The following is a 22,120-nucleotide window of genomic DNA, read 5'->3' on the forward strand; positions in this document are numbered from 1 at the left end:
GCCTGCCTGTCGGCATCCCGCTCGAAGCACCGTGAGCGCGCATCCCTCTCTGTGTTCGAAGAGTTTCAGGGAGTAACTGTGGTGGATGAAGTGCCTGGCGGATACGACTACCGCCGACGCAGGTTCGTCCCTCCACCGGGACCACATCGTCCTGCACGAGATCGGGCACATCCTTCATGGCCATGTCGGCAGCGACGCCACCGGTCCCGGCGCCAACCTCGATGCCCTGTTCACCGGGATCGACCCGGCGACGGTCCGCGGCGTCCTGGGTCGGGCAAGCTTCAGCAATCACCAGGAACGGGAGGCCGAGGAGTTCGCCACTCGCGTTGCACGCCGTGCCCTGCTGCCGCCGCTGAAGCGAAAAGATCCCGAACTTGCCCGAATCGACACGGCGCTGCGTGGGGAGTGAATCCCGGTGAGCACCGTTGAGTTGACCATCACGACTCTTTTGTGGATCAGTGCGACGTGGCGGATGGCCAAGGATCACCGCCCCGGTCGTAGTCGGGCGCTCTCGTGGGCGTTCTCCGGGCTGGCTGTGATGATGACGTTGCGGCTTCCCCTCGGAGGCGTCCTTGATCGGGCGACCGGAATTGAGGACCTCTCATACCTCTTGAAACACCTCTTCGGTGGCGTTCTGGCCGCGGCCGCGGTATCAGCCTTCCTGCGTGAGGTCGCGGGTCCAGGTCAAGCCAGACGGTCGAGAGGGGTGACGTGGTACGCACTCCCGGCTTCGACCGCGGTGGCGATGGCGGCGCTGTTCTTCGCAAAACTTCAGCCGTACAGGACCTCGGTCATCTACCAGGACACCGCTGCCCACCTGGCTCTCCTGGGATATACGGTGATTTTCCTCGGATACCTCAGCTACGTGCTGATCGCCGGCATGCGTGTGTGCTGGCGTTGGGGTCGTGCATCCGGGAACGGCGTGCTCGGCTGGGGCCTGCGTCTGGTCGGGATCGGCTTGGCTGCCGGGGTCGGCTATGCAGTGGTGCGGGTCGCGGTTCTGACGGCTCAGTTGGTCGGCGAAGGCATACTGCCTCGGAACCAGGAGGACGTACTGGCCACAGGCCTTCTTCTCGCAGCCCTTCTGCTGATCATCAGCGGCACCTCGCTGCCGCTTCTCGACAAGGCGGGTGCGTGGCGCCGGAACCGGTTGGCGTTGCTGCGCTTGCGTCCCCTGTGGCGCGAGCTCACCGACGCGGTCCCTGCGGTTCGCCTCCACTCCCTGCGGCACCCCGTCGTCGAGCGGTTGGACCCGCGGTGCCCCGGTGAGAGGCTGTACCGGCGAACCATGGAGATTCGCGACGCCAGTCTTGTTCTCAACGACTACGCCTCACCGTGCATTCGGCGATCTGCTTACGCACATGTCACCGCCGCGGGCCTGATCGGAACACAGGCTGAGACCGCCGCCGAAGCCTGCCGGCTCGCATCGGCCCGTGCCGCGTGTCTGCGCGGTGATATCGGTCAGCCCCAACCAAATGAACCGTCCGGCGGCGGGCGCGATCTTCCCAGCGAAAGCCGCGCCCTCGAACAGCTGTCCGCTGCGTACTTCTCCGATCTCACCCACGACTTCCTTGCCGCCTCGGCCGACGCTGAGACCCGCGCTCCGGAGCCACCATGAGCAACTTCTCGGCCCCACCCCCACCGACGTACGCACAAGCATCTTCCCGGGTTCGTGCGGCGAAGATCATCACAGACGTCTTGGCCCCCGCGCACCTCGTGATCTGCCTGCTGCTTCTCGTCGGATGGCACAGCACGCCCGGAAACAGCGGACTCGGGTGGGGGCTGATAGCAGCGCTCTTCTGCGGCGTCGTACCTGCATGTTTCGTGCATCTCGCCGTCCGTAGCGGGCGCGTGACAGACAAACACATCCGCGTCCGAAGGCAACGCCTGGTGCCCCTTGCGGCAAGCGTGCTGTCGGTGACATCCGGAGTCGTGCTGCTCCTTGCAACAGGCGCCCCCGTCGATGTCACGGCGCTGGTTGTCGCCATGCTCACAGGCTTGGCCTGCACCCTCGCGGTCACCGTCCGGTGGCAGATCTCCGTTCACAACGCCGTGGCCGGCGGCTCGGTCATGATCCTCGTGCTGGTGTTCGGCGCGCCTGCGCTCCCGGCAGTTCTCCTCGTGCCGCTCGTCGGATGGTCGCGCCGCGTCCTCAAGGCACACACTGTCGCCCAGCTCCTATGCGGCACTGCGCTAGGAGCGGTGTCCGCCTTGGTCTTCATCCTGCTCCGTTGACAGGCGCCCTGGCGCCTGTCGCCCGGCCCTGCTGCAAACCATTCCGCTGGACTCGCCCGGGGCCGGCCGAGTTCACTGGACTGTGATGGGGCCGAGGCGCTCCGAGATGACCCCACTACCCCGGACGGTCCCCACCGGTGCGCTCGCGTCGAGGAATGGCATGGCCCCGGCGGTGGACATCTCCGCCGCCGGGGCATCGGCCGTGCCGCCTGTCGCACTCGTGCCGCAGGCCACCTTGCGGAGACCGCCCCCGCCCCGTCATCACGGAGATCAGCGCATCATCGCGATCTTCGACCACCCCGGAGGGCGGTCGCCACACCGTCTTCGACCCCGAGCGCGGGCTCACCGCGCACGAGTTGCGATCCTCGACCACCCCGGAGGGCGGTCGCCACGACGCCGCCCGGGACAGCTGCGACTCGATGCTGGACGAGTTGCGATCCTCGACCACCCCGGAGGGCGGTCGCCACCCGGGACCCCCTGCGACGGCCGATCTTTCACAACTGTTGCGATCCTCGACCACCCCGGAGGGCGGTCGCCACCCGGGACCCCCTGCGACGGCCGATCTTTCACAACTGTTGCGATCCTCGACCAACCCGGAGGGCAGTCGCCACCGGGCGTGGGTGGCGACGATCGCCCCGGCGACGACGTTGCGATCCTCGACCACCCCGGAGGGCGGTCGCCACCCGACACGCCAGAGGGCCACGTCCAGCACCACATCGTTGCGATCCTCGACCACCCCGGAGGGCGGTCGCCACGTGCTTCCTCCGGAGGATGTTGCACTGGTCCCGGTAGTTGCGATCCTCGACCACCCCGGAGGGCGGTCGCCACCGGGGCGACGCCGTACCGGGCGAAGCCGCGCGGCGTGTTGCGATCCTCGACCACCCCGGAGGGCGGTCGCCACACTTGGTGTGCCCCCTCATGTGCTCCAAGGCCGCCGCGTTGCGATCCTCGACCACCCCGGAGGGCGGTCGCCACGTGCCTGACCTGCGGTTTCGCCCTGACGTGCCGCCCTGGAAGCGAGCCGACTCCGGGAGATATCGGTCATTGCTGGCATTCTGCTTCGGTGTGATCCGAGTGTCGTGTGTGCGCTTGTGGTTCCGAAGCGCGGCGGTGTGGGTGTTGCCTTGGTCAGTCTGGCATGCCGGGCAGCCTGAGGGCCGCGAGATTGTGCGGGCTCTTTACCTGATGAGTGGCCTGTTTCGTGCGATTTTCGCCGTGTGCGGCATGTGTGTCAGTGGCGTGCTTTACGGTGTGCGCGTCTGAGGGAGTGGAGTCTGTATGGGTGACAGGGCGTTGCATGCGCACAGTGTCAATGGGGCCGGAGTCCGCCATGAGTTGGCGGCGCATCTGCGGGGTTCGGCGGCGCTGGCGCGGCGGTTTGGTGAGGTGTTTGGTGCTGGTGAGGCTGCGGCGTACCTGGCTCTCGTGCACGACGTTGGTAAGGGCACGTGCGTGTGGCAGGAAGGCCTGGTCCGGGCGGAGGCGTGCAATGAGCGTGTCGGCGTGCCTCACAAGAGCGCGGGCGCGTTGCTGGCGTCGCGGTTCGTCGGGAGGTCCTTTGCTGCGCTGGTCGATGGCCACCATGGCGGCCTTCCTGACCGGAATCGGGTGCGGGATGTGTTGAGGGCTCTGACTACCGGCGGGCCGGAAGCGGTCACGGCGGGGGAGGCGACCGCCGCGGTGCAGCAGCTGGTCCCGGAAATCGTCCCGGCTACCAAAGTGGCCTTACCCGCATGGGCGTGCCGTCCTGGGGGCGGTGACGGTGCGTTGATGCTGGAGATGCTGTCGCGGATGCTGTTCAGCACTCTTGTCGACGCGGATTTCCTCGACACAGCGGCTCACTTCGCTGACCGTGCGCCGTCGGTTCGAGCTGACGCGGATATGGAGGCGCTGCGGAAGCGGTTTGAGGTACGGCGTGAGGGGTTTGTTGCGGGGCGCAGTGGTGGTTCGGTGGACGGGGTGCGTGAGGAGATCTATCAGCAGGTCGTTGCAGCGGGGGCGGGGGCGCCGGGGATGCATGTGCTGCACGTTCCGACGGGCGGCGGTAAGACGTTGGCGTCGGCGGGGTTTGCGTTGCGGCATGCGGCAGAGCATGGGCTGCGGCGGGTGGTGGTGGCGGTGCCGTTCATCAGCGTGACGGAGCAGAACGCGCAGGTGTATCGCGAGATGCTGGATCCGCTGGAGGGGGAGGTGGGGGAGCGGGTGGTGCTGGAGCACCACAGCTCGGCTGACCTGGACGGCGGTGGTGCGGCGCGGTGGGCGCGGTTGGCCGCGGAGAACTGGGATGCGCCGGTGGTGGTGACGACGACGGTGCAGCTGTTCCAGTCGTTGTTCGATCGGCTGCCGTCGGCGATGCGGAAGCTGCACCGTTTGGCGGGCTCGGTCATCGTGCTGGACGAGGTACAGGCGTTGCCCGACCGGTTGCTGGCTCCGATTCTGAGTGCGTTGCGGTCGCTGGTTGATCATTTCGGTGCCACGGTGGTGTTCGCGTCGGCGACGCAGCCAGAGTTCTGGAGCCTTCGGGAGTTGGCGGGGACATCTCGGTTGGAGATGGTCCAGGACGTCGAGGAACTGTTCGAGCGGCTGCGGAGGGTGGAGTACGTCTGGCGGCTCGAGGAGGGGCTGACGTGGGATGTGCTGGCGGGCGACATCCTTCAGGAGCCGGAGCGTCAGGTCCTGGCGGTGGTCAACACCACGGTTGATGCGGCGCGGCTGCACCGAGCGGTGAGCGAGGCGGTGGCTGACGATCCCGGAGTCGGTTCAGCGGGCGGCGTCGAGGGCGGGCTGCTGTTGGTGTTGCACCTGTCCACGCGGATGACGGCCGGCCACCGACGAGAGGTGATCGCCCAGGTGAAGAAGCGCCTGCTCGAGGGGCTGCCCACCGTAGTGGTGTCGACGTCGCTGATCGAGGCCGGGGTGGATCTGGACTTCCCGTGTGTGTACCGGGCGATGGCGCCGGCGGAGTCGCTGCAGCAGGCAGCCGGTCGCAGCAACCGCGAGGGCAGACGGGACCGAGGTCGCGTGGTCATCGTGAGGCCTGCTGACGGTGGTGCCCCCCAGGACAAGGCGTACGTGGCAGCGTGCGACGCCACGGGTATGTTCTTCGGCCCGGATCTCAGCGACCCGGATGACTTGGCTGCGTTGACCCGCTACTACCAGGACCGGTACAGCGCCCAGGGATCCGACGGTCACGCGTTCGGGGAGCCCATCCAGGCCCTGCGCCGGAATCTGGACTTCCCCAAGGTCGCCGAGGCCTTTCAAATGATCGAGACGGATCACACTACCCCGGTCGTGTACCTGCGGGACAGCGTGGACGACGCCGACCGTGAACGCACCCGGCAGGACATCGATCGGCTGCGTCGTGGTCTGCCGTGCGGCCCGGGCGCACTGCGCCGCCTCCAGCCGCACACCGCGTCGCTGCCCCGGCACGAGGCGGCGGCGGCCGTGGATGCGGGGTTGGCAAGCCCCATCACAGGCGACCTCGTCGAGTGGCTCGGCCACTACGACGAACACCGCGGCCTAGACCGCGACCAACCCGAGGACCGCCACCAGTACCTCGTGTGACCTCTCGCCGACCCGGCCTGGACGCTGCGGCTGTCTCCGCAGGCGCTCCAGTGCGTCGGCGGGGTCTGTGCGGACGGACTGGTGAACCGTTCTCGGAGCCGAACCTCGCCCCTGTTGTACTGACCGAATCCTTGGAGGACCTATGCCTGACACGACCGTCGGAGCTCGACGGCAGGCACGTGGCAATGACGGCTGGGCGTTTCCAGATCTGGTGGTGGAGGCGTGGGGTGACCTCGCATGCTTCACTCGTCCGGAGCTGAAGTCGGAGCGGGTCAGCTACCAGCTGATGACGCCGTCGGCGGCCAACGGGCTGCTGCAGGCGATCTTCTGGAAGCCGCAGTTCCAGTACGTGGTGCGGCGGATCGAGGTGTTGCGGCCGGTGCAGTGGCATTTGATCCGGCGCAACGAGGTCCGGTCGGTGACCTCGCTGGCCGGAGTGAAAGCGATGGCGAAGGACCGGGCACAGCGCTACGACGTCGAGGCCGACCGCGACCAGCGCTCCACGATGGCGCTGACGGATGTCTGGTACCGGATTCACGCCCAGGTCGTGGTCGACAGGGCCGCCAAGGCCGGCGGTAACGGGTTCCCGCCGGCGTCGGAGGAGAAGTACCGCGAGCAGCTGCGGCGGCGGGTGGAGCGTGGTGCGTGTTTCTCGCAGCCGTTCTTCGGCTGTCGGGAGTTCACTGCGTCATTCGGCCCCGCCGGCTCTGGTGAGAAGGCGCTGCGGGGTCGGTGTGTGGGGGAGGGGACAGGCCTCAGTGGGGTGGCGCCGGAGGGGTGGACGGAGGAGTTGGGGTTGATGCTCCACTCCATCGAGTACCCGGCCGGTGGTGGTGAGCGGTACCGGTGGTTCAGGGCCCAGGTGGTGAACGGGGCGCTGGATGTGCCGCGGGAGCCGTTGCCTCAGGAGGCTGTTGCCATGCCGCAGGGCCCGTGGCGCGCTGACGGCGCGGAGGTGTGAGGCGTGCTGCTGCAGAAGCTCAACGAGTTTGCTTCCCGTTCCGCGTCGGAGCTGCCAGCTGAGTACTACCGGGCGAAGACGATTCACTGGGTGCTGCGGATCGCGGAGGACGGCCTCAGCGCGGTGGTGCAGGGCGAAGGGCCGCTTCCTCCCGGGCAGGCCTTGGTGGAGCAGGTTCCACATGTGCAACGGTCGGGCACCAGGGTCCCGCCCTACCTGCTGGTCGACTCCGCGGAGTTCGTGCTTCAGGTCCCGAAGGCGGCGAGCGAGAAAGCGTTCAGTGAGGCCGGCCGGCGGCACCAGGCATGGCGAGAGCTGGCTCTGGCCTGGGCCAACCAGCGGCACGACGAGCCGGCGGCCGTAGCACTGCGCACCTACCTGACGGACCCCTCCGTATCTCGTGCGGTGGCGCCGGAGAAGGCCACGGCCAAGGACGTCGTCGCGGTGCGGGTCGGGCCGCAGTGGCTGCACACGCTGCCGTCCGTCCAGGCTCACTGGGCCAAAGAGGTGCGGCTACGGAAGAGCGACCGGACCGAACGTGCCGGCCTGTGCCTGGTGTGCGGCACGCGTGCTCCGCTGCTGTCGACGATCCCCGAGCCGATCAAGAAGGGCGCGGTACCCACGGCCGGCGGGAGCAACGAGGGCCAGCTGATCTCCATCAACGCCGCAGCTCAAGGCCGGCAGGGCACCACGCAACTGGTGAACACCCCGATTTGCCACACCTGCGGCGGGCGGGCCATGGCCAGCCTCAACCACCTCCTCGGATCCGACCGGCACAGCCGCCGCTTCCGCGATCACGGCGCGCTGGTGTGGTGGACCCGCCACGGCTTGAACGACAACACGTTCGAAGCACTCCTCAATGACGATGTCGACGAAGGCAGAATCACGGACCTGCTGAACAGCCTTCAGAAGAACCCGGGCCCGTTGGCCGTGGAAGACCTGGACAGCGATGCGTTCTACGGCCTGACACTCGGCCTGAACAACGCCCGCATCGTCGTCCGCGACTGGATCGACGTCGCCATCCCCACCCTCAACGCCACCCTCGGCGCCTGGTACCAGCAACACGGTGTCCACGACGGATGGACCGGCCGCACCCACTGGATGCCGATCTGGCGACTCGCCCTGGCCTGCGGCCGCTTCAACGGCGACCGGTACGTCAAAGACAGCGCCCCCCGCGGTCTGGACCACGCCTTCCTCCACGCAGCGCTGCGGGGCATCCCCCTTCCCGCACGCATCCTTCCGCTGGTGCTGCAGCGCATCCAAGCAGACTGCCACGTCGACCACCCTCGAGCAGCCCTGCTGCGCCTGATCCTCAACCGACCCTTCAACCGCGATGGGACCCCTGTGACCACGACCGGAAAGCCGGACCAGAGCTGCGACGAGAAGCTCGACGAGAACAGCACCGACCCCGTCTACACCGCGGGCCGGATGTTCTACGTGCTGGAGGAGGTGCAGCGGCTCGCGCTGCACAACCTGAACACCTCGCTTCGGGACAAGCACTTCCGCACGGCGATGATCGCGCCACGCACCACGTTCACACAGCTGACGGCCGGCTCTCTCGCCCACTTCAAGCGGCTCTCGCGTGACAACCCCGGTGCTGGCGTCGCGCTGATGAACCGGCTGACCGAGCTGCAGTCCAGGTTGGTTCGGCCGTTGCCCCAGCACCTCACCCCGCTGGAGCAGGCCCGCTTCGTCCTGGGCTACTTCCACCAGCGCCAGTCCGCGATCGAAGCCGCCGCCGCGGCCAAGCAGAAGAAGAACGACAAGAGAGACGGCCAGGCGCCCAACGGGGACACCCCGCTCACCACAGACCCGTGAGCCCCCCCACCGCTCAGAACTGCCCCGCCACCTCCCCGCCCCCGACGAACAGAGGACCTGCACCACCATGACCACCGCCAACGCTCACCTCGACCCCACCCGCAAGCACGACTTCGTGTTCCTCATCGAAGCCGTCGACTCCAACCCCAACGGTGACCCCGACAACGGCGGCATCCCTCGAACCGACCCCGTCACCGGCCAGGGTCTGATCACCGACGTCGCCATCAAGCGCAAGATCCGCAACGCCGTCGCCATGATCAACGACTACGAAGAGACTCCCGGCAACCACATCTACGTCGAAGCAGGCGTCGCCCTCAACGCCCAGCACGAACGCGCCTACACCGACGGTGCCGCCACCGACACCAAGAGTGCCCAGGCCTGGATGTGCCGCAACTTCTTCGACGTCCGCATGTTCGGCGCTGTCATGACCACCGGTAAGAGGGACAGGTGGGCCGGCCGCGTCCAAGGTCCCGTCCAGATCGGGTTCGCCCGCTCTATCGACCCCGTCACCCCCTTCGATATCGGCATCACCCGCCTCACCCCCACCCGGCAGGAAGACGTCGACGCCTGGAACAAGCCCGAGCCCGACAGCAAGGACAAGGGCGAGAAGAAGAAGACAAAGGAAAACACGGGCAAGGAGACCGAAATGGGCTCCAAGCACATCGTGCCCTACGGCCTCTACAAGGGCACCGGTCACTTCAGTGCGCCCCTCGCCAAGAAGACCGGCGTCACCACCGACGATCTCGCCACCTTCTGGCGCGCCTTCACCCTCATGTTCGAACACGACCGCGCCGCCGCCCGCGCCGGCCTCGCGCTGCGCGGACTCCACATCTTCACCCACGACGACGCCTTCGGCCGCGCACCCGCTCACGAACTCGCCGACCTCATCGAGATCACCGGCCGCGCCGACGCCACCGCCCGCAGCCTCGACGACTACAAGCTCACCACCCCGGCCACCCTCCCCCCTGGTATCACCCTCACCACCCTCCTCCCTCAGACCCAGCCGGCGTGACCACCACGACCGGCCAGGGCGGAGAGGGGCCCCTTCCCCAGGTGCCCCTCTCCGCTCTGGAGCACTACGCCTACTGCCCCCGCCAAAGCGGCCTCATCCTCCTGGAAGACGCCTTTGAGGACGACGCCTCCACCGTCCGCGGCACCCTTCTCCACCAACGCGTCGACACCCCAGGGAACCGGGGCCGTGGCACCATCCGCACCCTCCACCGCCTCCCCGTCTACCACGACGCACTCGGCCTCTACGGCTACTGCGACACCGTCGAACTCCACGCGAGCGGCCGAGTCCTCCCCGTAGAGCACAAGTCTGGCCGCTACCTCCCAGGCGGCCCCGCCGACCTGCAAACAGCAGGCCAAGCACTGTGCCTGGAGGCCATGTTCAACACGACCATCCAACGCGCCGCCGTCTACTCCGCAGCAGACCGCCGCCGCCACACCATCACCATCGACCAGCCACTACGCGACCGCGTAGCCGACCTCACCCACGAAATCCGCGACATGCTCACCACCAGTGCCCTCCCCACCCCCGTCGCCGACAACCGCTGCCGACGCTGCTCCATGGCCACCTCCTGCATGCCCCGCGTCCTCACCGGTACAGACCGCTTCCAGCGCGCTCTCCACGACCTCTACCACCCCGACCCACCGGCGGAACAGGAATGACCACCGAACTCCTCAACACCCTCTACGTCCAAACCCAAGGCATCGAACTCCGCCTTGAAGAAGACTCTGTCCGTATCCGGCACCCCGATCAACCCGGTCGACGCATCCTCCCGCTACGTCGAGTCAACGCCATCGTCGTCTACGGCCACGTCACCCTCTCCACCGAACTTCTCACTCGATGCGCCCAAGACGGCCGAACCGTCACCTGGATGAGCCGCACCGGTCGATACCTCGGCCGCCTCGACGGTGCGGTTCGAGGCAACGTCCTGCTCCGACACGCACAACACCAGGCACACGACGACACCGAAACCCGCGTGGCGATCGCCCGCCAGGTCGTCGCAGCCAAAGTTCGCAACAGCCGATGGATCATCCTCCGCGCGGCACGTGACGCAACCCCCACGCCACAGACCGCCATGCGCGCCAGAGCGAACGAGCTCGCACAAGCACTCACAAAAATCCCCGACGCAGCCGACATCGACGCCCTCATGGGCTACGAGGGCAACGCCGCGCGACTCCACTTCGAAGCACTCCGCCACGCGCTGCGCCCCGACGACGGGATCCCTCCCTTCGAACGTCGCGAACGGCGCCCACCTACAGACCCCGTGAACGCCGCCCTGTCCTTCACCTACGGACTGCTTCGCAGCCTGGTCCACGGCGCCACCGAACAGGTCGGCCTCGACCCCTACGTCGGCTACCTGCACGGCATCCGCCCCGGCAAGCCCTCGCTTGCCCTGGACCTGATGGAGGAGTTCCGCGCTCCGCTGGCAGACCGGCTGGTTCTCAGCCTGTTCAACCGCCGCCAACTGCGTGCCGAGCACTTCGACGCTTTGCCCGGAGGCGCTGTCAACCTCACCGACGACGGCCGCACTGTCCTCTTTCAGGCCTGGCAAGAACTCAGGGATAAACCTGCCACCCACACCTTGGCCGGCCGCGACGTCCCCACCGGGTTGCTGCCCACTATGCAAGCCCGTCTCGTCGCCCGCCACCTCCGCGGAGACCTACCCGCCTACCTGCCCTGGACGGCCACCTGATGGACCTCCTGCTCACCTACGACGTCGACACCACCACCCCCGAGGGCGCCCGTCGCCTCCGACGCGTCGCGAAGCTCTGTGAAGGCTACGGCCTACGCGTCCAGAAGTCCGTCTTCGAGATCGTCGCCGACGAAGCCGGCCTCCTGCGCCTCCTGGCCAGCATGGACGCCACCATCGACGCGGACTCCGACAGCATCCGGATCTACCGTCTGCCCCACAACGGCCTCACCTCAGTCGAGACCCGCGGCATCGCCCAGCTACAGTCACACCGTGACGACTTGGTCGTCTGACCACCCCCAGACCAGCTTCGGAACCCCAAGTGGACACACGACACGCGGATCGCACCGAAGCGGAATGTCGGGATTAACGGGAATGCCCCTGCAGAGTGCGAGTCGCCGCCGGCACCGTACAGACAACACCGCAGGTCAGATACTGTGGCGACCGTCCTCCGGGGCGGTCGAGGATCGCAACCACGAGGTCGACCGCATCTGCCGCCGCCGGACCCGCACGTGGCGACCGTCCTCCGGGGCGGTCGAGGATCGCAACCTCAAGGCACACGGCCACCCGCCCTGGAGCGACAGTGGCGACCGTCCTCCGGGGCGGTCGAGGATCGCAACCGGTCATGGGGTTGTCGCGGTCAGATGGGACGTAGGGGGTGGCGACCGTCCTCCGGGGCGGTCGAGGATCGCAACCATGCGCCGCCCTCCCGCCTGTCGGCGCCGTCGCCCCGTGGCGACCGTCCTCCGGGGCGGTCGAGGATCGCAACCTCACGACGATTCGTGTCTCCAAGCTCTCCACCACGGTGGCGACCGTCCTCCGGGGCGGTCGAGGATCGCAACGCGGCGCAGAGGACGGGGCGCTGGAACATGCCGAGTGTGGCGACCGTCCTCCGGGGCGGTCGAGGATCGCAACGCGGGGAGTCTCAGACAGGTGCGTCACGTACTCCGTGTGGCGACCGTCCTCCGGGGCGGTCGAGGATCGCAACCGCCCGGCGTGATGGCCTACGGGATCGACGTCGGGGGTGGCGACCGTCCTCCGGGGCGGTCGAGGATCGCAACCGCTCGCCAGACGCGCATGCGGGTCAGTCGGCCGCCGCGTGGCGACCGTCCTCCGGGGCGGTCGAGGATCGCAACTTCATCGAGCTGAGCGAGTGCACCGACGAGCAGGGCGTGGCGACCGTCCTCCGGGGCGGTCGAGGATCGCAACCAAATTTCCGACCGCCCGCGAGGCGGTCGGGGCGCGCGTGGCGACCGTCCTCCGGGGCGGTCGAGGATCGCAACTTGGTGGCGGTCAACCTGCACGATCCTCGCGACGGGTGGCGACCGTCCTCCGGGGCGGTCGAGGATCGCAACCAGGAGGCCGGCAACCGCACCGATGAGATGTACCACCGGTGGCGACCGTCCTCCGGGGCGGTCGAGGATCGCAACCGCTGCGAGCGGGACGTGGGGGAGCTGCGCACCGTCGTGGCGACCGTCCTCCGGGGCGGTCGAGGATCGCAACGCGTACGCGGTCCGGCGGTCCGCGCTCCACTCCGATGGTGGCGACCGTCCTCCGGGGCGGTCGAGGATCGCAACGATGCCATCCGTGCCGAGTCGCTGAAGGAGCGGCAGGGTGGCGACCGTCCTCCGGGGCGGTCGAGGATCGCAACGGCGAGACGGTCGCGGGCGGTGTCATCGAGCGGTGGTGGCGACCGTCCTCCGGGGCGGTCGAGGATCGCAACCGTAGAGGTTCAGGTTCAGGAAGTGGGTGGTTGTAGTGGCGACCGTCCTCCGGGGCGGTCGAGGATCGCAACGGCCATCACCTCGCGGCCGCCCACCATGCGGTGCAGGTGGCGACCGTCCTCCGGGGCGGTCGAGGATCGCAACCCGCAGATCGCAGGGCCCTGCCACGTGGGCAGCGCACGTGGCGACCGTCCTCCGGGGCGGTCGAGGATCGCAACTACGGGCCTGGCGAAGCCCGGTTCGACGCGCACGGCGTGGCGACCGTCCTCCGGGGCGGTCGAGGATCGCAACCGGGTGATCAGGGTGTCGGGGTGATCGGGGCCGAGCGTGGCGACCGTCCTCCGGGGCGGTCGAGGATCGCAACTTCACGGCGTGTCCTCTCTCTACGTCGGGACGGCGGGTGGCGACCGTCCTCCGGGGCGGTCGAGGATCGCAACTTCACGGCGTGTCCTCTCTCTACGTCGGGACGGCGGGTGGCGACCGTCCTCCGGGGCGGTCGAGGATCGCAACCCCCGGGCGGTCCGCGTGTGCGTGCGGCTGGTCACGTGGCGACCGTCCTCCGGGGCGGCCGAGGATCGCAACCTGAACCCCTTCCGTGGGTTGCCGGCGCCGCCCGCGTGGCGACCGTCCTCCGGGGCGGTCGAGGATCGCAACCACCACGACCAGGACCAAGAGCAGCAAGGGCGGCGTGGCGACCGTCCTCCGGGGCGGTCGAGGATCGCAACGGGGCGCGTCCCTTCGGGCGGCACCCGCCGACGGTGGTGGCGACCGTCCTCCGGGGCGGTCGAGGATCGCAACGGGCGCCCGGCCATGTCCAGCAGGTGGCGCAGCGTGGCGACCGTCCTCCGGGGCGGTCGAGGATCGCAACTCCGTTGGCCAGGATCTCGGCGTAGACGGCCGCTAGTGGCGACCGTCCTCCGGGGCGGTCCAGGATCGCAACTCCGATCCGAGACCACGTCGCCCCCGAGATCCGGGGTGGCGACCGTCCTCCGGGGCGGTCGAGGATCGCAACGACGGCACCCGGAGAAGCTTCGGGGCCTCACCCCGGGTGGCGACCGTCCTCCGGGGCGGTCGAGGATCGCAACCGGACCATCGGGTCGGGGAGGGTGTCGGACGTGACCCGGGTGGCGACCGTCCTCCGGGGCGGTCGAGGATCGCAACTCGTCCTCGGCCGCGCGCCGCGCCAGGGCGGCGGTGGTGGCGACCGTCCTCCGGGGCGGTCGAGGATCGCAACCGCTCGCACGGGTCGCCGATCTCGCTGGGCCCGATGTGGCGACCGTCCTCCGGGGCGGTCGAGGATCGCAACGAGTGAGCCAAGTTGACCTGCACCTACGAAGGTACATGGTGGCGACCGTCCTCCGGGGCGGTCGAGGATCGCAACATCGCCCACTGGGCGACGGCTGCGACGGCGAGCGCCGCGTGGCGACCGTCCTCCGGGGCGGTCGAGGATCGCAACTGCGGGGCGTAGGCGTCGCGGTGCTCGGGCGCTCCGTGTGGCGACCGTCCTCCGGGGCGGTCGAGGATCGCAACCTCCCGCTGCACGAATGGGTGGGGCTGGGGCCAGCGGGTGGCGACCGTCCTCCGGGGCGGTCGAGGATCGCAACGTCGAGTGCTGGAGGAAGGAGATCGGGAACGTCGTAAGTGGCGACCGTCCTCCGGGGCGGTCGAGGATCGCAACCCCCGACCCCACCACCACCGCCTGGTGGTGGGGCCGGGGTGGCGACCGTCCTCCGGGGCGGTCGAGGATCGCAACTGGGCCGCCGTGAACGGCGCCGCCGCCGCTGAGGCCGTGGCGACCGTCCTCCGGGGCGGTCGAGGATCGCAACGCGACGGCGGCGGCGCTGCCGGCGAGCAGACCCGCGTGGCGACCGTCCTCCGGGGGCGGTCGAGGATCGCAACAACGTCTCGCCGCCCTGTCCGCGCCTCCGCGCCGGGGTGGCGACCGTCCTCCGGGGCGGTCGAGGATCGCAACCGATCTGGTACGACCGACCACGACGCATCCTGTACATGTGGCGACCGTCCTCCGGGGCGGTCGAGGGTCGCAACCCCGTCGATGTCGACCGCGTCCACCTCGGTCACCGGTGGCGACCGTCCTCCGGGGCGGTCGAGGATCGCAACCCGACCGCGACGAGGACCCCGATCCCGCTGACGTTGTGGCGACCGTCCTCCGGGGCGGTCGAGGATCGCAACTTCTCCGTCCCGGTGGGGACCATGAGCATCTGGAACGGTGGCGACCGTCCTCCGGGGCGGTCGAGGATCGCAACCGGCGCGAAGTCGCCCGGCTGAAGGGCAAGATGCCAGGTGTGGCGACCGTCCTCCGGGGCGGTCGAGGATCGCAACCTCTCAGCCGATGAAATCGACCTAGAGTCATGGGTGTGGCGACCGTCCTCCGGGGCGGTCGAGGATCGCAACCAGCCGTCGGCGTCGTAGCTCGTGTCGTCCTCGATGGTGGCGACCGTCCTCCGGGGCGGTCGAGGATCGCAACGTGATCAACCGGGTCTACAACGACGGCATCCGCAAGGTGGCGACCGTCCTCCGGGGCGGTCGAGGATCGCAACGAGTTGCCAGCGGTGGCGTTGCGGCAGCACGCGATGTGGCGACCGTCCTCCGGGGCGGTCGAGGATCGCAACTCCCGACCCACCACCAGGCGGTGGTGTGCCCGGAGAGTGGCGACCGTGCCCCGGGGCGGTCGAGGATCGCAACCAGGAGAAGGTCGGCGCCTGGCTGCACCGCCGCTCCGGTGGCAACCGTCCTTCGGGACGGTCGAGGATCGCAACCATGATTTCATCTGCTGTCGCCACGGCGCGTCCCGCGTGGCGACCGTCCTTCGGGGCGGTCGAGGATCGCAATGTCTTCGGAGCCGCCCTCGGCGACGTCCTGCGACCAGGTGGCGACCGTTCTTTTGGCTGGCGACGGTCTGTCCGCCGCAGTTGCGCAGCGCGCCGTTCCCCTACCGGCTTATCAGTTGACGGGCTCGGCGGCGTGGGCCGGAGCAGCGTTCGCCGCTGAGTGGGCCCCGCGACCGTTCGGCCTAGCCGGTCGGCGGACATCTCGCCGACCGGCTCCTGCCGCGCGTGGTGCTGCTGACCGTGGCGCTGATACGGGTGCTGGCGATGGCCGGAGGAGTCATCGCGCTTGCCTCTGGCGCAGGCGTAGCAGTGGCCTTGGCCATCGCGGGTCATCGAATATCCCAAGCGGGGCTTCGCCATCGAACAGGATGTCTCCGACGACGTACGCACGCCAAGGCAAAACTCGGCTGCCGCGCCCAGGTTCTGCGTACCGTTGTCCACCCGTCTCGCGGGCGCCGACCACGTCTCGCGCGCTACTGCGCCGGTCTGCCAGCCTCGGCCAGCAGGCAGCCCGCTGCCGCTGGCCGGGGCCGTCTGGTGATCAACAGGACGGACATCGAGCGCCGCGGCCGGGGGCAGGTCGTCCGCGTGATCGTCGACGACCACGCACTCGTGGCCCGTCGAGTCCAGCCTCTCGAGGGAGCGCTGGTAGATGAGCGGAGACGGTTTCCGTACACCTTCGAGTTCCGACAGGATGACGAGCGCGTCGAAGAAGCCGTCGCACATGCCCAGCTCCTCGTACGGGTTGTACGGCTCGACGCCGAACGAGTTGCTGAGCAAAGCCAACTTGATCTCAGCCGCACGCGCCCGCCGAGCGGCGGCGACGATGGGCGGCCCCGACCGGAGGTTGGCCAGGGCGCGCCGCATCAGGCCCGGGGTGCGCGTGGTAAGCACGCCGCCGAAGTTGAGGATCAGGCCCCGCTAGGTAGCTGGCAATGCGGCCTCCTGGGGACTCGTGTAACGAGAGCGGGAGGAGGAGCGGAGCGGCTGCGGGGCGAGGAGGGTGTAGGGGGTCAAGGAGTGATGAGGCGGCTGGTGAAGCCGTCGCGGATCATGGACTCGTACGCGTGGCGTACGTCGTCGGGGACATCCTGTTCGATGGCGAAGCCTCGCTTGGGATATTCGAGGATTCGCTGGAGGTCGCCGACGAGCATGTCGATCACCAGCTTCTCGTCACCGATGCTTTTGACGTAGTGGTCGAGCTCCATGGGCTCCGAGGTGCAGATCGCCTCCACCCCGGGCCACAGCTTGCGTGCCGCGGCGAAGGAACGGCGCTCCAGATAGGGCTTGGATACCAGAAGCACGGCGGACGGCGTGACGCCGGCGGAGGCCAGGGCTGCGCGGGAGAACGTGATGTTCTGGCCGGTGTTCGAAGCCTTCGGCTCCAGCACGATCGACGCCTCCGGGACGCCGAGGTCGATCGCGTGCTCGCGGTAGTGCACAGCCTCCCCGCGGGGAAAGCGGGCCTTGGTGGTGGGGCTGTTGCCGCCGGTGAAGACCAGCACCGGGAAGAGCCCGGAGCGGTAGAGACTGGCGGCGAACGAGGCCACGCCGAGGTCGTGCCTTCCCAGGCCGATCGCTGCATCGACGGGGCGCACTTCGTGGTGCATCTGGTGGTAGTCCCACACCGCCCTGGCCCGATGCCACTGGTCGTCGGTAATGGGTCGGTTGCTATTGCGCACGCTGTGTCCCCTGGTCACCGTCGCTGCTGTCAGCTCGTCCCACTGCTGCCGACCATGATGCTCCTGATACTGCGCAGCTGGTGCACGAGGCCGTACCGCTCCGCTCTGGCCGCGGCTTTGTCGAGAGCGACGAAACCGTCGTCCCTGGTTGCTGGGTCGGACAGCAGGATGTGGCCATGCGCTGTGTCCAGGCGGACGCGCTGCATCGGGGAGTCGGCGTTGCCGCTGTCGCGGGCGATGGCGATGAAGCGCAGGGCGGCGGTGAGGTCTCCGGCCCCACGACGGGCGAGGGCGATTTTCTGATGGGCGACTGACCAGTCCTCGGGTTCGGTCAGGATTTCGAACTCGCGGGTGGCGGCTTTCATGACCCGGGTCGCGTAGTCGTGCTGCCCGTCCTTGCTCAGCGCCATCCGCAGACCGGGGCCGGAGGGCGCCGTCGGCGCTGGGAGGTAGAGGGCACCCTGCTCACCTGACGGTGGCCGTCCTCTTCGGGCGCCGAGGGCACCGCGCTCGGGCTATGCGCATAGGTCAGGGTCAGTGCTCACGGCAGTGCCGCTGTCGATGCTGAGAACGCGGAGCAGGTCCGCGGTGATCACGCGGTAGGCGCTGCCGAGCCGCAGCACCTTCACGGGGTACTGGTCACGCTTGGCCAGGGCGTAGCCGGTGCTGCGGCCGATCGCCAGCGCTCGGTTCGCGGTATCGAGGCTAATCACGACGGGCAGGGCGAGCAGCTCGTCGCGGGTCATGCCGGTGGAGGGAGCGGGGTGTCCGAAGGTGGTCATAGTCGCTCTCCGATCGTGTGGGGCCTCAGCTGACGGAGAACAGCTATCACGGATATGGCAGCATCACATTCTTGGTGCATGAATTGCATTCATGGCAAATGATGAGTGGTCCACCCAGCTCACCACACGGGTGGCCGAGCAGGTCCGCGAAGCCCGCAGGGTTGCCAGCCTCACGGTGGCACAGACCGCCGACGCCTGCGCCGCCCTCGGCGTTCCCGTACAGAAAACGACGATCACGAACCTGGAGACCGGCCGCCGGACCTCGGTCGATCTCGCCGAGTTCCTAGTGCTGGCCAAAGCTTTGGAAGTGCCGCCGATCGCGCTGTTGTTCCCTCTCGGCGCTACGGCGACCGTCGAGGTGCTCCCGGGCAGCCTGTGTCCACCTGGGAGGCGCTGGCCTGGTTCACCGGAGAAGCACGCGCGGACCGGGCTGCCGCCGAGAGCAGTCCCCAGCGGGTGCTCGACACCTTCCGCGCCCACAGCGACGCAGTGGCCGCCGCCTCCGTCTCCGCCCGTCTGGCGAAGGACCGGCGCCGCGCTGCCATCCCGTCCAGGATGCTTCCCGTCGCGCTGCTGGAAGCCGACCGTTTTGTACATGCCCCGGTGCTCCGGCAGTGGTGACCGTCCTCCGAGGCGGTTGAGGATCGCAACCCGGTGTCCACCCAGGGGAGGCCAGACGTCCGCCGTGACCTTCGAAGGCCACCTCCGCATCACCGACCCGGCGCACTTCACCATGCGCCTGCTCAACGGCATCGGCCCACAGAAGGCATACGGCTGAGGCCTTCTGTCTGACCCTCGCCTCGCTGCCCGCCCGAAACACCCACAGCCATGGCTGACATCTGGTGGAAGGTTCACCCACACGACCTGCACCGCATCGTCGACCGTGTGTCCGGCGTCTAAGTCGAACGCAGCCACCTCGACCGCGAGGACAACACCGTCGTCAAGGTCGGTGACGCGTTCGCTGCCGGCGACCACCTCAACCGGCTCCTGTCGGCCGCCAACGGCATCTGCCACGCCGTCATCGTGGGCCTCGGCGCCGGCCCAGGGCTCGGCGTCGTACACACCGGATCGGCGATCTCCTTCAGACTCGACATCGCCGACCTCTACAAGGCTGAATACACCATTCCTCTCGCCTTCTACCTGGCAGCCAACGGCCTCACCGAGGAACGCGACGTACGCCTTGGCCTACGCGACAGAATCGCCGAGACCAAACTCCTTTCGCGTGTCGTCCAGGACGTCAAGGTCCTCCTGACGCCAGCAGGCACCGACTACGAAGCCCCGGAGACCAGCGAACTCTGCGACGAACGCAGGGACTCTGTCTCCGCTGGTGTCAACTGGGCCACCCACCCCATGGGCCCGCCCACCACCCGGGCAGGCTTGGGGAACAGCACTTCGCCAGCCCCGGCACCGGACCAACCTTGCTGACCGTCACCGTCCTTATCGCAGCCCCGGAGGGCCTCCGCTGCCACGTCACACATTGGATGTTCGAAGTCAACCCCGGAGTCTAGGCCTTGCAGTCGTTGCGGTTGCCGGGTAGCGGTCGGCCGACGGCGGACTTGGAGATGCCGAACAACGGGGCTACGGCAGGATGAGGTTGGTCCGCCAGTAGGCGGCGACCAGGCAGCACCCGGTCCTCCAACGGCAAGCTCCACGGCCGGCCCCTGCGCACCGGGTCCGCCCCTTCGCGTCGCAGCGCGGTGACCAGCTTGCCGAACTGCCGCGGGCTCAGCCCGGCGAACGGGGCTATCCAGGACGCCTCCGACGCCGTGATCACACCAGCCACCACAAGATCATCTCACTGCTGACCTGCACTACGGGACAGGCCTTAGACGGGACAACCGTCAGGCACCTTCACCCGCGCGCCGCTCCGAGATCCGCGATCTGCTGGTCTGGCTCCTGCTCCTCGGATCCTACGGCGTGGCCGAGGCGATCACCAGTCCGACCGAACTGAACCTCCGGCTTCGCCGCACTTCCGGCCCGCGGGAGGTGCGACGGACACGCCGAATGTGCGCTGTTGCGCGCCCCTGCGTGCGTCCGGCGCACCGGACGGAAGCGCTCGCCGCCGAGAAGACCGAGTGCTGTGCTGTGCTGATGATGCACGGCTCACTCTCCTACGGTCGCGTGGCCTTCCTCGACACGTTGCCGTCCGAAGCACGCGCCGCCTTTAACCGGCTCGGCACTCCGCGTTGCTACTCAGCGGGGGATGTACTTATCTACGAGGGCGACCACGCACAGGAGCTGGTGGTCCTGCACGTGGGACTGGTGAAGGTGACCGCCCGGCTGGACCGGGACCGGGAGTCCCTCGTGGACATCAGGGTCGCTGGGGACATCGTGGGCGAGGTGGCTGCGATGGGCGTGGGGCCGCGATCAGCCACGGTCACCGCCTGTGGTGAAGTGGCCGCCACCGTCGTCCCGAGGCGTGAACTGGAGTCCTTTCTACTCGCCCACCCCGAGATATCGCTGTCGCTCATGAGGATGGTCTGTGGTCGGCTGCGTCGATCCGACCGCCTGCGGCTTGAGTTCGGCGGGTACCCGGTCCCTGTCCGGCTGGCACGCGTACTCCTCGAGCTGGCCGCCACCTACGGGCAGCGTGAACGGAATTCACTGCGTATCGATGTGGCCCTGTCGCAGCCCGAGTTCGCCGCCCTCACCGGTGCTGGAACACGCAGCGTGCAGAAAGCACTTGCGCGGCTGAGACAGAAGAGAATCATCACCACCGACAACCGGCGGACCTATGTGCGGGACCTGGACGGGCTGCACGAGACAGCCCTCCTTGGGGCACGTAATGGGTCCACGCCAAGAAAGCCGCACTAATGCGGCTTTCTTGGCCGTCCTCGCCCCTTCCGCTCACAGTTGGCGTGTACCACACCCAACACGCCTGGAAGGTGGAGTTTTGTCATGAAAGAGATCCCTCCTCTCCGGTCTTCGGCCTGCAGACCGCATCGCCGGCTGTGCCTGGCCGTAGACGTGGAGCAGTACAGCCGTCTCGACACTCGGACACAGTCGGCTGTCCAATCCGAGCTGGTACGGATGCTGGACGAGGCGGCGGCGGTGGCCGGACTGGACCGGTCGGCGTGGATACGTCAGCCCCAGGGCGACCTGGAGTTCGCTGTACTTCCCGAGGACACACCGGAGGACGCCGTGCTGGGTCCCCTCGTCCATCATCTCGCGGTCCGTCTCTGGGACCGCAACGCCCGCCCCGCTGCCCAGCGGGTCAGGCTGCGGATGGCCTTGGACACCGGCGTGGCCGTGGACGCCGCCCTCGGCCACGCCGGCCCGGCGCCGGTCGCCGTGGCACGCTACGTCAACGCGCCCCAGCTCAGAGCCCTACTCGCTACCCTCACCGCGGCGGACCTCGCCGTGATCGTGTCGGACCGGCTGTACCAGGACGTCGTGCGGGCCGGGTGGCCGGACCTCGACCCCGCCCAGTACACGCGGGTCCATATACGGGTGAAGGAGTTCGGCGGATACGGCTGGGTCCGCGTACCGGGCCACGCGCCCGACGATGTCCGGTCGGCCGTCGCAGAGGCGCCGGAGCCCAAGCCCGAGCCCGAGCCCTCACGGGACCCCGGTGACCCGAGCCGGACGCCCTTGTCCCAGCACGTCAACCAGGGCGCAGCCGTCGGTCGGGACGTCGTCGGCGGCCTCACTATCGGCGCTGTCGGCCTGCCTGTGCCCCCTCCGTCGGCTGGGTCCGGGCCAACCCGGTGACGGCCCCTTACCCGGCCCCGCTCTGGCAGGAGCGGGGCGACAGCCAGTGGGCGGACTATGGGGTGAACATCGGCCACGCCGTGTATGGCGACGTT

Annotated in this window: 17 protein-coding genes, 3 pseudogenes and 3 CRISPR repeat arrays; of the genes and pseudogenes, 15 read left to right on the forward strand and 5 right to left on the reverse strand. The window is 68.5% G+C overall.

The genetic code is table 11. From position 1 onward, the window contains the following. Positions 1-85: 85 nt before the first annotated feature. From HCJ92_RS00460 to cas2, 10 genes are all read left to right on the forward strand, one after another. Entirely contained in the window at positions 86-409 is a 324-nt protein-coding gene (locus HCJ92_RS00460; RefSeq protein WP_167931324.1) for a M48 family metalloprotease, read from the forward strand. Between the two features lie 6 nt (positions 410-415). Then, entirely contained in the window at positions 416-1,618 is a 1,203-nt protein-coding gene (locus HCJ92_RS00465; protein WP_167931325.1) for an MAB_1171c family putative transporter, read from the forward strand. Then, entirely contained in the window at positions 1,615-2,235 is a 621-nt protein-coding gene (locus tag HCJ92_RS00470; protein ID WP_167931326.1) for a hypothetical protein, read from the forward strand. The genes HCJ92_RS00465 and HCJ92_RS00470 overlap by 4 nt, the downstream gene beginning before the upstream one ends. A 280-nt stretch (positions 2,236-2,515) precedes the next feature. Continuing rightward, positions 2,516-3,210: a CRISPR direct-repeat array (repeat unit 37 nt; unit sequence GTTGCGATCCTCGACCACCCCGGAGGGCGGTCGCCAC). Positions 3,211-3,513: 303 nt separating this feature from the next. After that, positions 3,514-5,799, forward strand: coding sequence for a CRISPR-associated endonuclease Cas3'' (locus HCJ92_RS00475; RefSeq protein ID WP_167931327.1), 2,286 nt, complete (start codon positions 3,514-3,516; stop codon positions 5,797-5,799). A 142-nt stretch (positions 5,800-5,941) separates the two neighbouring features. Further along, positions 5,942-6,760 (forward strand): type I-C CRISPR-associated protein Cas5c, encoded by an 819-nt coding sequence (gene cas5c, locus HCJ92_RS00480; RefSeq protein ID WP_167931328.1) that lies wholly within the window; start codon positions 5,942-5,944, stop codon positions 6,758-6,760. Between the two features lie 3 nt (positions 6,761-6,763). Then, positions 6,764-8,578 (forward strand): type I-C CRISPR-associated protein Cas8c/Csd1, encoded by a 1,815-nt coding sequence (gene cas8c / locus HCJ92_RS00485; RefSeq protein WP_167931329.1) that lies wholly within the window; start codon positions 6,764-6,766, stop codon positions 8,576-8,578. Positions 8,579-8,645: 67 nt separating this feature from the next. Next, a complete protein-coding gene (gene cas7c / locus HCJ92_RS00490) occupies positions 8,646-9,590 on the forward strand; it encodes a type I-C CRISPR-associated protein Cas7/Csd2 (protein ID WP_167931330.1) in 945 nt (314 codons plus the stop codon). Continuing rightward, positions 9,587-10,249, forward strand: coding sequence for a CRISPR-associated protein Cas4 (gene cas4, locus HCJ92_RS00495; protein WP_167931331.1), 663 nt, complete (start codon positions 9,587-9,589; stop codon positions 10,247-10,249). Before cas7c ends, cas4 begins: the two co-directional genes overlap by 4 nt. Next, entirely contained in the window at positions 10,246-11,280 is a 1,035-nt protein-coding gene (gene cas1c / locus HCJ92_RS00500) for a type I-C CRISPR-associated endonuclease Cas1c (protein ID WP_167931332.1), read from the forward strand. Before cas4 ends, cas1c begins: the two co-directional genes overlap by 4 nt. After that, the gene (gene cas2 / locus HCJ92_RS00505) at positions 11,280-11,570 is read left to right on the forward strand and encodes a CRISPR-associated endonuclease Cas2 (protein ID WP_167931333.1); all 291 of its coding nucleotides are present in this window, start codon (positions 11,280-11,282) and stop codon (positions 11,568-11,570) included. Before cas1c ends, cas2 begins: the two co-directional genes overlap by 1 nt. A gap of 144 nt (positions 11,571-11,714) precedes the next feature. Then, positions 11,715-14,828: a CRISPR direct-repeat array (repeat unit 37 nt; unit sequence GTGGCGACCGTCCTCCGGGGCGGTCGAGGATCGCAAC). A 108-nt stretch (positions 14,829-14,936) separates the two neighbouring features. Continuing rightward, positions 14,937-15,851: a CRISPR direct-repeat array (repeat unit 37 nt; unit sequence GTGGCGACCGTCCTCCGGGGCGGTCGAGGATCGCAAC). 569 nt (positions 15,852-16,420) lie between these two features. On the opposite strand, the pseudogene HCJ92_RS00510 reads toward cas2, so the two are convergent. The 4 genes and pseudogenes from HCJ92_RS00510 to HCJ92_RS00525 all read right to left on the reverse strand — a co-directional run. Continuing rightward, positions 16,421-16,717, reverse strand: a pseudogene (locus HCJ92_RS00510) (HAD family hydrolase); the annotation flags it as partial. A 146-nt stretch (positions 16,718-16,863) separates the two neighbouring features. Further along, positions 16,864-17,460, reverse strand: coding sequence for a YdcF family protein (locus HCJ92_RS00515; protein ID WP_167931334.1), 597 nt, complete (start codon positions 17,458-17,460; stop codon positions 16,864-16,866). Positions 17,461-17,561: 101 nt separating this feature from the next. Beyond that, positions 17,562-17,939 (reverse strand): annotated as a pseudogene (locus tag HCJ92_RS00520) (hypothetical protein); the annotation flags it as partial. 108 nt (positions 17,940-18,047) lie between these two features. Next, positions 18,048-18,314: an integrase gene (locus tag HCJ92_RS00525; protein ID WP_167931335.1), complete on the reverse strand. Its 267-nt coding sequence runs from the start codon at positions 18,312-18,314 to the stop codon at positions 18,048-18,050. 375 nt (positions 18,315-18,689) lie between these two features. Here HCJ92_RS00525 and HCJ92_RS25465 point away from each other — a divergent pair, with 375 nt between their 5' ends. The 3 genes from HCJ92_RS25465 (at position 18,690) to HCJ92_RS25475 (ending at position 19,739) form a co-directional block, all read left to right on the forward strand. Then, positions 18,690-18,935, forward strand: a complete 246-nt coding sequence (locus HCJ92_RS25465; RefSeq protein WP_338053943.1) for a hypothetical protein — start codon at positions 18,690-18,692, stop codon at positions 18,933-18,935. Further along, positions 18,910-19,092 carry a type I-E CRISPR-associated protein Cas6/Cse3/CasE gene (locus HCJ92_RS25730; RefSeq protein ID WP_420824654.1) on the forward strand — a complete coding sequence of 61 codons (183 nt, stop codon included), beginning with the start codon at positions 18,910-18,912 and terminating at the stop codon, positions 19,090-19,092. Before HCJ92_RS25465 ends, HCJ92_RS25730 begins: the two co-directional genes overlap by 26 nt. 245 nt (positions 19,093-19,337) lie before the next feature. Beyond that, positions 19,338-19,739 (forward strand): CRISPR-associated endonuclease Cas1, encoded by a 402-nt coding sequence (locus tag HCJ92_RS25475; protein WP_338053938.1) that lies wholly within the window; start codon positions 19,338-19,340, stop codon positions 19,737-19,739. 115 nt (positions 19,740-19,854) lie between these two features. On the opposite strand, the pseudogene HCJ92_RS00545 reads toward HCJ92_RS25475, so the two are convergent. Next, a pseudogene (locus tag HCJ92_RS00545) lies at positions 19,855-20,097 on the reverse strand (transposase family protein); the annotation flags it as partial. Positions 20,098-20,231: 134 nt separating this feature from the next. Here HCJ92_RS00545 and HCJ92_RS00550 point away from each other — a divergent pair. Both HCJ92_RS00550 and HCJ92_RS00555 read left to right on the forward strand, forming a co-directional pair. Then, positions 20,232-21,128, forward strand: coding sequence for a cyclic nucleotide-binding domain-containing protein (locus HCJ92_RS00550; RefSeq protein WP_167931336.1), 897 nt, complete (start codon positions 20,232-20,234; stop codon positions 21,126-21,128). A gap of 153 nt (positions 21,129-21,281) precedes the next feature. Continuing rightward, complete coding sequence (locus HCJ92_RS00555) at positions 21,282-22,025, forward strand: hypothetical protein (protein WP_338053939.1); 744 nt, start codon at positions 21,282-21,284, stop codon at positions 22,023-22,025. Positions 22,026-22,120 lie beyond the last annotated feature (95 nt).

The organism is Streptomyces spiramenti (genome assembly GCF_012034385.1).
In the GTDB taxonomy this organism is placed as follows: Bacteria; Actinomycetota; Actinomycetes; order Streptomycetales; family Streptomycetaceae; genus Streptomyces; species Streptomyces spiramenti.

What these genes read in the sequence shown, in the direction of transcription:
- HCJ92_RS00460 (WP_167931324.1), top strand. Translation starts at nt 86, where the DNA reads ATGAAGTGCCTGGCGGATACGACTACCGCCGACGCAGGTTCGTCCCTC.
- HCJ92_RS00470 (WP_167931326.1), top strand. Translation starts at nt 1,615, where the DNA reads ATGAGCAACTTCTCGGCCCCACCCCCACCGACGTACGCACAAGCATCT.
- HCJ92_RS00475 (WP_167931327.1), top strand. Translation starts at nt 3,514, where the DNA reads ATGGGTGACAGGGCGTTGCATGCGCACAGTGTCAATGGGGCCGGAGTC.
- cas5c (WP_167931328.1), top strand. Translation starts at nt 5,942, where the DNA reads ATGCCTGACACGACCGTCGGAGCTCGACGGCAGGCACGTGGCAATGAC.
- cas7c (WP_167931330.1), top strand. Translation starts at nt 8,646, where the DNA reads ATGACCACCGCCAACGCTCACCTCGACCCCACCCGCAAGCACGACTTC.
- cas1c (WP_167931332.1), top strand. Translation starts at nt 10,246, where the DNA reads ATGACCACCGAACTCCTCAACACCCTCTACGTCCAAACCCAAGGCATC.
- cas2 (WP_167931333.1), top strand. Translation starts at nt 11,280, where the DNA reads ATGGACCTCCTGCTCACCTACGACGTCGACACCACCACCCCCGAGGGC.
- HCJ92_RS00515 (WP_167931334.1), bottom strand. Translation starts at nt 17,460, where the DNA reads ATGCACCACGAAGTGCGCCCCGTCGATGCAGCGATCGGCCTGGGAAGG.
- HCJ92_RS00525 (WP_167931335.1), bottom strand. Translation starts at nt 18,314, where the DNA reads ATGACCACCTTCGGACACCCCGCTCCCTCCACCGGCATGACCCGCGAC.
- HCJ92_RS25730 (WP_420824654.1), top strand. Translation starts at nt 18,910, where the DNA reads ATGCCCCGGTGCTCCGGCAGTGGTGACCGTCCTCCGAGGCGGTTGAGG.